Origin of the sequence: Brevibacillus sp. FSL K6-6036, from assembly GCF_037964015.1 — a bacterium.
Classification (GTDB): Bacteria; Bacillota; Bacilli; order Brevibacillales; family Brevibacillaceae; genus Brevibacillus; species Brevibacillus borstelensis.
This window is the reverse complement of record NZ_CP150173.1, coordinates 2802951-2815009: the sequence shown is the minus strand read 5'-3', so window position 1 is coordinate 2815009 and position 12059 is coordinate 2802951. Positions and strand designations below refer to the sequence as shown.

Below are 12059 nucleotides of genomic sequence, written 5' to 3'. Positions count from 1 at the left end.
TCGGCATATACGCATTCGCAAGTCTTTTTCCGTCCGAAATGGCGGCTAAACATTGAATACAATGGTTTCCATACGGTACAATAGCGATTAAGTGTTCGCTTTTATAACGAGACTTCGCCAGCGACCTTGGCGGAACTGCAGTGAAAGAAGTAGAGGGGAGAAAGCGCTTGAAGGAAACAGATGCACTCCGATATACCGAAGAAGACATTCAGGTTCTAGAAGGATTGATAGCCGTCCGCAAGCGGCCGGGGATGTACATAGGTTCTACGGGCAGTCGCGGTCTTCACCATCTTTTGTGGGAGATCGTTGACAATGCTAAGGATGAGGCGTTAGCCGGATTTAACGATAAGATCATTGTAACTTTACATAAAGACGGAAGTGTCAGCGTGGAAGACCACGGCCGGGGAATTCCGACCGGCATGCACAAGACTGGACGTCCTGCGCCCGAGGTCATTTTCACGACCCTGCACGCCGGCGGAAAATTTGGCGGCGGAGGCTACAAAAAGAGCGGCGGGCTGCATGGCGTAGGCTCCAGTGTGGTTGTGGCGCTGTCGAAATGGCTGGAAGTAGAGATTCACCGCGAGGGCTCGGTGCACAAGCAAAAATTTGCCTATGTCGTGGACGAGGCAGGAAATGAACATGTGGGCAAGCCGGTAACGGATCTCGTTATTACCGGAAAAACAAGACGTACGGGTACGACGGTTCGCTTTTTGCCGGACGAGGCGGTCTTTGGAAACGCTCGCTTTGACTATGAATTGATTCGCGACAGGTTCCGCGAGACTGCCTTTTTGCTGAAGAAACTGCGGATGGTACTGATCGATGAGCGGGGTCCGGAGAAAAAGCAGGAGGAATTTTACTTCGAGGATGGCCTCAAGTCCTATGTCGAATATTTAAACGAAGGCAAGCATACCCTCCATCCGGTCGTTTACTTCGAAGGGGAAAAGGATAACGTCTACGTGGAGCTTGCATTTCAATACAACGACGGCTACACAGAGACCCTCGTCTCGTACGTAAACTCGATTCCGACCACGGATGGCGGTACGCATGTGACAGGCTTCCGCAACGGGACGACCCGGGTATTTAACGAGTTTGCCCGAAAAAAAGGCTACCTGAAGGAAAAGGACGCCAACCTGACAGGGAACGACCTGCGGGAAGGCTTCCTCGGGGTTCTGTCTTTGCAGATGGCTGACGTCCAGTTTGAATCCCAGACCAAAGACAAACTCGGGAACGAAGAAGCGCGGACAATCGTGGAGCAGATCGTCTCGGAAAAGCTGGGCTTTTTCCTGGAAGAAAACCCGGAAGTCGGAAAGCTGCTCGTAGACAAGGCCATTCGTTCGGCAGAAATCAGGGAAGAGCTGCGAAAACAGCGGGAGGCTTTGCGCGGAGACAAAAAGAGCAAAAATACAAAGAAACGCAAGTCCATTTCGGAGAAGTTTGCTCCCCCGCAATATAAAGACCCGAAGCGCAATGAATTGTTCCTCGTGGAGGGGGATTCTGCCGGAGGCTCGGCCAAGCAAGCACGGAGCTCCGAATTTCAGGCGATCTTCGGATTGAGGGGAAAACCGCTCAATACAGAGAAAGCCAAGCTTTCCGACGTACTATCCAACGAGGAATTCCGCACAGTGCTGGAAGTGCTGGAAACGGATATCGGCGAAGACTTTTCGATCGAGAATTGCGCGTTCAACAAAATCATCATCATGTCTGACGCAGACGTCGATGGATCGCATATTCAGACCTTGCTGCTCACTTTCTTTTTCCGCTATATGCAGCCTCTGATTGCAGCCGGGCATCTCTATATCGCCCAGCCGCCTTTGTATCAGGTGAAAAAAGAGGGGCGGGGAAAGGCGGAATCGATATATTGCTGGAGTGATTACGAAATGGAACAAGCCCTCAAAAAGCTTGGCCGCGGTGCAGAAGTGCAGCGCTACAAAGGTTTGGGCGAGATGAATCCGGATCAGCTGTGGGAAACGACGATGAATCCGGAAACGCGCAAACTGATCAGGGTTCAACTGGAAGACCTGGCCCACTGCGAAAAACTGGTGACGGTACTGATGGGCGACAAGGTACCGCCCCGCAGAGAGTGGATTGAAAGCCACGTCACCTTTGAAGTGGGGGAGGATGAATAAGCATGCTGTCCAATCAAATTATCGAACAAAGCTTTGCGGAAATCATGGGAAAACGCTTTGGCGATTATGCCAATCTGGTCATCCTGTCCCGCGCGATCCCCGATGCGCGCGATGGCTTGAAGCCGGTGCAGCGCCGTATTTTGTACGCGATGTACCAAGAGGGAAACACCCATGACAAGCCGTACCGGAAATCGGCGAAAACAGTCGGTTACGTGATGGGGACGTACCATCCGCACGGAGATGCCGCCATTTATGAAACGATGGTCCGCATGGCGCAATGGTGGAAAATGCGCCAGGTGCTGATTCAGGGGCATGGCAACTTCGGCAGCCTCGATGCCGACCCGCCTGCGGCGATGCGTTATACCGAGTCCCGTCTTTCGGCGCTCGCCAACGAAATGCTGCGGGACATCGAGAAAGATACCGTTACCTTCATCCCGAACTACGACAATTCGGCGGAGCAGCCGGCAGTGCTGCCGTCCCGTTTCCCCAATCTGCTTGTGAACGGAGCTTCGGGGATTGCCGTAGGGTTTGCCACGGATATTCCGACACATAATCTCGGCGAAGTGATTGATGCGGCCATTGCTCAAATGAAAAAGCCGGACATCAGTCTGGATGAGCTGATGACCTACGTAAAAGGGCCAGATTTCCCGACAGGGGGAATCGTCCAAGGGATCTCCGGCATTCGCAAGGCTTTTGAAACAGGGCGCGGACAGTTCATCATCCGCGGCAGAACCCATGTCGAGGAGCCAAAGGGAGCCAAGGTGAAGAAAATCGTCATCTCGGAAATTCCTTACGACGTGGTCAAGTCCAAGCTGGTTGCCCAGATCGATGAGCTCGTCATGGAGCGAAAAATCGAAGGGGCTCTTGCCGTCCGGGACGAGACCGGCCGCAAGGAGGCGGAGCAGAAAAAGGTGCGGATCGTCATCGACATCAAGAAGGATGTGGATGAGACACCGATCTTGAACTATCTTTACAAAAACACCGACTTGCAAATTTATTACAACTACAACATGAACGTCATTCACGAAGGCACGATTCGCCAGATGGGATTAAAAGAGCTGCTCGTCGCCTACATCGATCACCAGAAGGAAGTCGTGACCAGGCGTACCCAGTACGACCTCGATCGAAAATCCAAGCGCGAGCACGTGGTGGAAGGCCTGATTCGGGCGAAATCGATCTTGCGGCAGGTCGTGGATACGATCATGGACTCGGAAGATCGGGCCGATGCCAAGAAAAACATCATGGAGAAGTACGGCTTTACCGATCCGCAGGCCGATGCCATTCTAAGCATCCAGCTCGCTTCCTTGACCCGCCTGGACATCGTCAAGCTGGAAAAAGAGCTGGAGACGCTTGCCAAGGAGATTGCCGAGCTGAAATCGATCCTGGAGAGCGAGAAAAAGCTGATCCAGGTAATTACGTCCGAGCTGAACGAGATCAAAAAGAAGTACGCAGATCCACGTTTGACAGAAATACAGGGCGAGATCGAGGAAATCAAGGTGGATATCGCCATGCAGATCAATGCGGAGGATTGCATCGTCACCCTGACCAACGAAGGCTACATCAAGCGGACAAGTCCGCGTTCGTTCAAGTCGATGGGAGGGACGATCGATACGTGTGGAGTGAAGGAAGGAGACCGGGTCCGTTACTTCATCGAGACGAACACGTCCCATACAGCGCTGTTTTTCACGCAGGATGGCAAGTATTTTGCCACGTTGGTGCATGCCATTCCTGACGACAAATGGAAAGACATCGGCACGGCGCTCGTCAACATCATTCCGCTTGAAAAGCATCAGCGCGTAATCGGTTTTGCGATCGTGGAGAACTTCAAGCAGCCGTTGCAAATCGTTCACATGAGCCGCTCGGGTCTCGTGAAGAAAACGGCTTTGAGCGAGTACGAAACGAATCGTTCCGGCGCGCTGGTAGCGGCCAAGCTGAAATCCGAAGAGGATGAGTATGTCGCTGCGTTTGCGGCGGAGGAGAAGGGAGCATTCCTCGTCGTCACGAAAGACGGGATGGGCATCCGCTTCTTGAAGAGCGACGTAAGCCCGACTGGACGGGCTTCCAGCGGTGTCAAGGCGATCACCCTCGCAGCAGGCGATCATGTGGTCGGGGTATTGTCGATCGAAGAGAAAGATTCGCGGGTATTCAGCATTTTGACTGCAGAAGGGACCCTGAAGCGCACCTATTTGGAGAGCATCCCCTTGCAGGGAAGGGCCGGAAAAGGAGTGCAGCTGATCCGCAAACGGAAAACGCATCCCCATCTGGTAGTCGCCGTGACTGTCGAAGAGACCCTCTATGCCTTGACAGACAAACAGGAGTGGGTACAGGTACAGGCTGAACAGGTTGGCATCACGGAACAAGGCGGTATTGGCAGGGCCGCAGTCGAAGGAGAAGTCCGCAGCGTCGCATATGAAGCGGTTCTGACTGGCGAAGAGGAGGACGCTTCCTCGAAAGTCAGTGAAGAGCTGCAGGCCGCTCCACGCGGTGAGGAGAAAAAACCGCTGATCCAGCAAAGCTTGTTTGACGACCCAGAAAAGGAATGATCGGAATGGGAGTGCCTTTTGAAGCGTTTGTATCGCAATTGACTCAGCAGCAAGTATCCCTGCTCGCTGATACGGTTCAGTATTTCGCAGATGCGCCCAAGCTCCTGTCCATTCCGGATGAGCAAGGGAATCGGGTAGCCGTGCCGATTTTGCCCGAGACGATGGGCAGCTTGCTGGCGGCTTTTTCAGACGGAACGGAAGCGAAGAAACTGACGTTTGGATTCCGCTGGGAGGATGATGGAGGAGATGGAACTGGCACGCTGGTCATCGCTTTGCCAAACGGTTCTGAGCTCCGTCAGCCGACCGTCCTTTCTCAATTTTCACCTGTCTAAAAAAAGCGCAGCTTTCGCGTGAGAACCCCCGACACCGGGGGTTTTTGCATTCCAAGGAGATGTTTTCATGGCGGAAATGTCCTCATGTTCTTGACAATGAAATATATATGCGATATATTTCTGACAAATCAGAAAGATGGTGTAAGCACATGCCAATCCCGAGAGGATATCAATCACCTGTACGGATGTCTGCAAAAGACAAAGCATTTCACCAACTCCAGCGCTGGATCATTGATGGAACACTGGAGCCGGGTGAGCAATTATTCGATGCAGAGTTATCGGAAGCGCTGGGAATCAGCCGGACGCCGGTCCGAGAAGCGCTGCAATTGCTCCAGACCCAGGGATTCATCGAGACGTACCCTGGCAGAGAAACCAAAGTCACGACCATAACCAAAGAGGACGTGCCGAAAATATACCCGCCGCTTGCCGCTCTTCAGGCGCTGGCTGCCGAAGAAGCTGCGAGGAAAATAGCGACCGGAGATATCCGCAAGCTGGTCGATGTCAATAACGATTACCGGACTGCGATCGGAGAGGAGCAGCTGTTTCAAGCGATGGAGCATGACGAGCAGTTTCATGATTTGATCTTGGAGATTGCGGACAACCCGTACATTACGCAATTTTCATCCATCCTGCAACTCCACGTGCGCCGCTTGAAATACGTATTTCTGCAACAACCCGTGGGGTCCAAAACAGAATCGGTGCTTGAGCATGAACGGATGATCCGCGCGTTTGAGAATCGGGACAGTGAAACGGCTGCAGCAATCATGAGACAAAACTGGCTGCGCCCGATGCAAGAGGTGTATGAGGTGTTGGTACGAGCGGAGCAGGATAGCAGCAGTCAAAAAAGGCGGATCAGCAAAGGGGATAACGGAAGTGAAAACCGAAACAGCCAATAAAGATTGGAGCATATACATTTGGATGTTTACCGTTCCGCTTTTCTGGGGAGGGGCTTTCGGGGCGGCCCAGCACGTCATCACGGAAGTTCCGCCGATAACCGCAGCCGCTTTTCGTTTTGGAACGGCCGGTCTGATTCTCTTTGTCTTTACACTTCTGCGCGGCGAGTGGCAGGTGGCGGAAATGAAAAAACATTGGCTGGGCCTTTTGTTAATGTCAGTCACAGGAGTGTTCGCCTACAATGCGTTGTTTTTTATCGGACTTTCCTATACATCGGCGATTAACGGGTCATTGATTATGGCGAACTCCCCTGTATTGATTACGCTGGGGGCTGTCTTGTTTTTAAAGGAATCGTGGAATAAGAAGCTTGGGATTGGCTTGCTGTTGTCGCTTTCCGGCGTTTTCCTCGTGATTGTCAAGGGCTCGTGGGAAGCGATGACTTCTTTGTCGTTTAATGCAGGTGATTTGTTGTTTCTGTCGGCGCTCCTATGCTGGGCGCTTTACGGCTTGATCGGCAAGGTCGTGATGAAAGGGGTATCGCCGTTATTGACAACTGCGTCGACAACGATGGCAGGCGCGTTTTTTCTCATCGTATGGTCCTTTACAGCGGGCGGCTGGGATCGTGTACCGCACATGTCCGGTCAAGCATGGGGAGAAATGGCTTATATGACGATTTTCGCGACGATTCTCGCCTTTTTTCTCTGGAATCAGGGTATTCACCGTCTCGGAGCCAGCAAAGCCAGCATCTACATGAACCTGGTGCCGATCAATGCTTGTTGGATCGCCGTTCTTTTTTACGGCTCGAGCATGACCTGGGTCCAGTGTATCGGGATCGTCCTGGTCATTGCAGGCGTGTGTACGGTGACACTTGGCAGCGGGAGAAAAGCGACTGATCGGCGAGCAGAACAGATAGTAGGGAGGGGGTGATCTAAGCGGGAAACGAGTTTCAGGGATGGTAAAAAATAAAACAGACTCATATAATAACGTATCACAGTAATTCAATGGAAATGCAAAAAATAAGAGTAGAGGCCTTCATCAGAAAGCCTCAATAACGAAAGGGGGAGTTATGGAGTAGTGACAGAAATGGTTCCAGACGTCTTCCCATATTGGTTGCTATTAAACCGAATGTAGTATTGGCCAATAGGCAATTCTTTCTTGCTTGTGAAACTAAAGGAGCCCTCTCCAGTAATCTCAGCAGTGCCAAAGAAAGTAGAGGTGCCATCAGGATTATCTCTTAATATTCGATAGTACATGATGGGGGTGTAGGATTTATTACTCTGCGTTACATTAACTGTAATATAACCAGGTGTATTAAGATAGAACCATTCGGAGTCGAGAAATCTGGTACCTTTGGTTAGGTTCGTAAAAGTTGCCACTTGTGTTGTTGTCGCAGTAGGGGAAACCGCATCCAAAGACTGTTGGGTACTAGTAGCCAGAGCATGTGAAGGAATGACAAAAGCTGTAGATAGTAATACGAATAAAGCAGCTTGAGCAAATTTTTTCAACACAATAACCTCCTGATTTTTGGTTATGTATAAATATTACCATTCAAACCACTTATTGTAAATCTATTAAAACGGGAATATTCACATTTTTCACGAAAATGGTATAACTATATCGCTGGCAGAACAATGACCAGCTATTAATTCCAATTTCGGGGTTAAGGTGAGGAACGGCTGGCAGCTATGAGTAGAGCTGCCAGCTGCATCATGAGAAAGAGTGAAAGAGTGTTTAAAAAGCCTCCACCTTTAGGTGAAGGCAAGCTATTAATCGGCTGGGTTTTCGTTTTCCGCTGCACGCTCCCCAGGAGCCGAGAACATTTGATTTTGTTCTCGTTCAATTGCAGCAGATTCGTCTGGGGAAGTGCTTTGAATGGCTTCAGATGCTTGATTAATGGTCATAGCTGCAGGTGTTTCTCGTTCATCTCGTTTTACCATGAATTGGTCACCTCCTCAATACCATTAATGTGCACAGGTGTGTGGAGGAGTATCCAAACGGCGGCATCGATCGATCAAGAAAAGCTGGAAAACCTTTATGGGGCGGGCAAGCACAATTTTGAGTGGGATTTCTTTTATCGTCCATACTCTGCTGCGGCGGAAAATATGGGGAGAGAGGATCTAGTTTGTGAAAGGTCTCGGGTTTTTCTCGTACGCGATAGCCTGAATGGAGGGAGAAAAAAGTGGTGCCAGCGACCAACCTGGATCGGAGGGTAACAGCCTACTGTGGATAACGCTTCCCATGATCTCCAAACAGCTCCCGAACAGCGTTGTAATCTCTCATATGCATATCACTGAATACAATCGCCACTTCACCAGGTGCCAACTGCAATCGAACGGAAGGCTGTTCAATACGAAAAGGCAGTTCCATGGCAATCAAAGCTTCTTTCAAAAAGGCAACGTCACCCCAAGGGACCGGATAGTAAAATGATTTTTCCAACACAATCACTCCTCTAGTACAGAGTACACGAGTGAGCGAACAGAAAAAAGCCGGGAATAGAATCTCAATTACGTTCCATTGACTCTTTTCCATCATGGTGACTCTGTACATGAGGTTTAGCATGTTTGAAGCTATATAAAGGTCGTATCAAGAGTTGGGAAGCTATTAAAGATAAGAAATACGTAATAGATGGATCAGAGGTTGTTAAAGCATTGGTGACGATCCAGTACAAAAAAATAGAGCAAGAAAGGGTAAAGAACAAGTATTCAAGTTTCATGGTTGCCCCCTTTATGGATGTAGTCTTTAATCTTTTCAAACTGCTGATGTAGCAAAAAGGATTCGTATAAGGATATTTCAGCGGACTTATTACAATGAAGTCATATATGTGCTATGAAGGACACGGTTTACGTACATTATTCGTTTGCCCCTAATGATGTCGTCACAGACATGCTTGTTCGAACAATCTCTATAGTTCCTTAGCAAGTCCCCAAATAAAAGATGCCAACAAGATTGCGAAAATAACAGTTATGGTTACAAAAACAAGTTTGGTCTTAATATAGGAGCTTATAAGCAGGCTACATAATGCTATCCCGATATTTTCACGGTTATATCGAGTAAGCCTGTATTTGTTGAGTCTGTATAGTAAGACGGCAAGCATAAAGCTAACCAACAAGGGTGGAAAAACATCCATAAAATCATCCTTTAACTCAAGATCATTTCGACCAAATTATACCATGTATAGACGATGCCCTTACTCTGAAGCATGCGCATTCTTTCGACAGTATCACTGTATCTGATTAACGGCAGAATACTTGAGGTAACAGGGGGCTGCACCGACGAATAGCCTCTATAAACACAACATTAGTTATTGTTTGTTTTTCCTAACACAAATGAAGCACAGACAGCAATTACAGCTGAAAGATACAAAATCGAAAAGACAATTGCTCGCATGAAAGAAAACGAGTCTGTCAAGAATTTTGTGTAAACTCGGTTATGCCAAAGTTTGGTGCCGGACTTGACATGGAGCCTCCAGCGGGCATGACTTTTCGCGATTGGGCGATACTGGAAAGTCGGTATCGCGTGGCTAACCAGCCTATCATGCCCGCCTCTCCATGTAAAGTCCTTTAGCGGACATGTACGCGGTCAGGGAAGTGCACCGTGAGTTGCAGCAAGATTTGTCCCCAGTTTTGAACACGACCTGTCCACTTGCGAAGAACGTCCATTGTCGCAAGATACAGCATCTTGAGCAGCGATTCATCGTTCGGAAAAATACTTTTTCCTTTTGTGACTTTACGAAGCTGGCGGTGGTAGCTTTCAATCATATTCGTCGTGTAGATTAATTTACGCAGTTCTGGCGAGTATTTAAAAAACGTTGCGAGTTCATCCCAATTGTTTCGCCATGAACGTATGATCAGTGGATATTGCTTGCCCCAAACCGCCTCAAATTGTTCCAATTCCTGCAAAGCAGCTTCCTCCGTTGGAGCGGTATAAATCGGGCGTAGCGCGGCAGTAACCTTCTTCAAATCTTTGTAGGATACGTATTTGATTGAATTGCGGATTTGATGGATGATACACTTCTGAATCTCTGTCTGCGGGTAGCATGCGGCAATGGCATCGCTAAATCCTTTCAGATTATCGACGCAGATGATGAGAATGTCTTGGACGCCGCGATTCCTCAGATCGGTTAGAACACTCAGCCAGAACTTCGCGGACTCGTTCTCGCCAATCCAAATGCCTAGTACATCCTTGTAACCCTCTAAATCAATGCCTACGACCATGTAAGCGGCTTTGTTGATAATTTGCCCGTCCTGCTTCACTTTGAAGTGAATGGCGTCCATGAAGACGACGGAATAGACATTTTGTAAAGGGCGATTCTGCCATTCTTTGATAAGCGGCATAATTTTAGCCGTTACATTGGAAATGAGTGTTGGGGAGACGTCGATGCCGTACAACTGGTTTAGATGATCCTGGATATCTCTTGTGCTCATTCCTTTGGAGTACATGGATATGATCTGATCCTCGATGCCGGTGACCTGTGTCTGATGCTTCTTGACAACCATCGGTTCAAATTCGCCGAGTCGATCACGTGGGACTTCAATTTCGACCTCACCATACTCCGACGTTACTGTTTTCTTGCTATGTCCGTTGCGGCTATTGCGAGTCTCCTTATTCTTTATATCATGCTTGGCGTAGCCGAGTTCCGTTTCCAGTTCGGCTTCCAACATTTCCTGAAGTGTCTCCGCAAAGAGTTCCTTCAACGTTTTCTGTACGTCTTCGACGGTTTTCAAGTTATTGTCTTTGATGAATTGGCGCAGTTGATCTTTTGGTAGTAATTTCATGATGTGTTCTCCCTCAACCTTTCGTTAATCTCCATTGTAATAGATTTAGGTTTGAGAGTTTACACAAAATATTTTACAGTCCCAAGAAAACTGAGGTGAATCATTAAAAATAGAAACAGTTAACCCCACAACGATAAATCCTGCTAGATAAACACCCAAGCCTATCAGTATACGTCTCAACATTTATATCGCCCCTGATATGTTTTATCTATCCAAATATTAACATATGCCATTTGGTTAGTATACATATACATGATCGACTGAAGGAGCGAAATACGAGTTGTCACGTATGTGCTGAATGATGCTTGTTATCTGCGCCGAGCATAGTTATGCACTCCATGAACGATCGGGTATTCCGTAGCCTCTGTTGAGGACAGAAAGCTATCCCTTATCCAGCTAAGGCATGAAGGATCATTTCGATATACGGCCTGCGGGCAGTGCAATGACAGTGGGATATTAGGGAAGCGGGATTTAGTTCCATTGGCTGTACTTGGGTAGGGAATAAAATAAAAAAGGATAGCAAAAGGCTACCCAAATATTCGTAAGTCGTTTTCACGCTTCTCCCATGCCAAATCCCAATAAAAGAAGAAAAATAATTGAACCCAATGCAAATACGTTTAATAAGATGAGTACCCACTTTAGCAAGCCTCCATCACTTATAGCTCCAAAAATGACGCCTAACAACGGAAGCAAAATCACTGAAACCAAGAAAAATTTGCCCATTGAAGGAGAAAGCATACCATTTGATAATAAACAAAACAAAATGGCGAAGACTCCCAAACATACAATTGACCATATCGTAAAGTTCCTCACAGCACCCTCCTTACTCTATGTTGTTACCTTATTGTAGTCCTGTATAAAGCACCAAATTTCTTTGGTACCCTCCAAGACTGTGAGTGGTGTTGTTGACTAATCCTACCTTTGGAAATATTTTGCCTGTTGCAAATAAAGGTGGAAACGACATGATGGAAATCGAATCGTGACACACTATAGCAGGAGGTGTGCCGACAATGGAACAATGTATAGAAGTGAACGGAAGGGAATACCAGTTTGCCGCTACATATGACGGAGACGCCCAGTACAATGTTCAGGTGCTGAGCGGAGACAAGCTGATCACGATGTTTAAAATCGCTGCGGATTCCGAGGAGGATGTATTTAAAGCGGCAAAAGCCCATTTCCAGGCTGACGTGGAACTGGGTCATATCGATGTATAGCGTCAAGGTAAAAATGACTGGCAGCCGCTCTTCGTGAGTCAGGCTGTCTTTCTCTGTTTCCACGACCTGTATCAGTACAATTCAGCAGACAATATCAAGGAATAAAGCCTTCCAAAGGTTCCTGTTCTTTTCACTTTGCTCAAAATATGATACAACAGGAGGTGAAACTGATTGT

At 48.2% G+C, this 12059-nt stretch carries 11 protein-coding genes; 6 read left to right on the top strand and 5 right to left on the bottom strand.

What is annotated here, in order from left to right; translation table 11 throughout:
• Positions 1 to 167 precede the first annotated feature (167 nt).
• From NST37_RS14120 to NST37_RS14100, 5 genes are all read left to right on the top strand, one after another.
• The gene (locus NST37_RS14120) at positions 168 to 2126 is read left to right on the top strand and encodes a DNA gyrase subunit B (RefSeq protein WP_339185527.1); all 1959 of its coding nucleotides are present in this window, start codon (positions 168 to 170) and stop codon (positions 2124 to 2126) included.
• 2 nt (positions 2127 to 2128) lie between these two features.
• Positions 2129 to 4669: a DNA topoisomerase IV subunit A gene (gene parC / locus NST37_RS14115; RefSeq protein WP_031932866.1), complete on the top strand. Its 2541-nt coding sequence runs from the start codon at positions 2129 to 2131 to the stop codon at positions 4667 to 4669.
• Between the two features lie 5 nt (positions 4670 to 4674).
• Entirely contained in the window at positions 4675 to 5001 is a 327-nt protein-coding gene (locus tag NST37_RS14110; protein WP_024984160.1) for a hypothetical protein, read from the top strand.
• A 149-nt stretch (positions 5002 to 5150) separates the two neighbouring features.
• Entirely contained in the window at positions 5151 to 5897 is a 747-nt protein-coding gene (locus NST37_RS14105; RefSeq protein WP_251246882.1) for a GntR family transcriptional regulator, read from the top strand.
• A complete protein-coding gene (locus NST37_RS14100) occupies positions 5875 to 6822 on the top strand; it encodes an EamA family transporter (RefSeq protein WP_024984162.1) in 948 nt (315 codons plus the stop codon). The genes NST37_RS14105 and NST37_RS14100 overlap by 23 nt, the downstream gene beginning before the upstream one ends.
• 137 nt (positions 6823 to 6959) lie before the next feature.
• On the opposite strand, the gene NST37_RS14095 is transcribed toward NST37_RS14100, so the two are convergent.
• The 5 genes from NST37_RS14095 to NST37_RS14075 all read right to left on the bottom strand — a co-directional run bounded on the left by NST37_RS14095 (position 6960) and on the right by NST37_RS14075 (position 11483).
• Positions 6960 to 7403 carry a hypothetical protein gene (locus tag NST37_RS14095; RefSeq protein WP_227277621.1) on the bottom strand — a complete coding sequence of 148 codons (444 nt, stop codon included), beginning with the start codon at positions 7401 to 7403 and terminating at the stop codon, positions 6960 to 6962.
• A gap of 258 nt (positions 7404 to 7661) precedes the next feature.
• A complete protein-coding gene (locus NST37_RS14090) occupies positions 7662 to 7832 on the bottom strand; it encodes a hypothetical protein (protein WP_161785217.1) in 171 nt (56 codons plus the stop codon).
• Positions 7833 to 8112: 280 nt separating this feature from the next.
• The gene (locus NST37_RS14085) at positions 8113 to 8334 is read right to left on the bottom strand and encodes a hypothetical protein (protein ID WP_232425920.1); all 222 of its coding nucleotides are present in this window, start codon (positions 8332 to 8334) and stop codon (positions 8113 to 8115) included.
• Positions 8335 to 9455: 1121 nt separating this feature from the next.
• Positions 9456 to 10670, bottom strand: a complete 1215-nt coding sequence (locus tag NST37_RS14080; protein WP_127607660.1) for an IS256 family transposase — start codon at positions 10668 to 10670, stop codon at positions 9456 to 9458.
• A 552-nt stretch (positions 10671 to 11222) separates the two neighbouring features.
• Positions 11223 to 11483 carry a hypothetical protein gene (locus NST37_RS14075; RefSeq protein ID WP_024984165.1) on the bottom strand — a complete coding sequence of 87 codons (261 nt, stop codon included), beginning with the start codon at positions 11481 to 11483 and terminating at the stop codon, positions 11223 to 11225.
• A 197-nt stretch (positions 11484 to 11680) separates the two neighbouring features.
• Between NST37_RS14075 and NST37_RS14070 the strand changes: the two genes are divergently transcribed.
• Positions 11681 to 11884: a hypothetical protein gene (locus NST37_RS14070; RefSeq protein ID WP_003385659.1), complete on the top strand. Its 204-nt coding sequence runs from the start codon at positions 11681 to 11683 to the stop codon at positions 11882 to 11884.
• Positions 11885 to 12059: the final 175 nt, after the last annotated feature.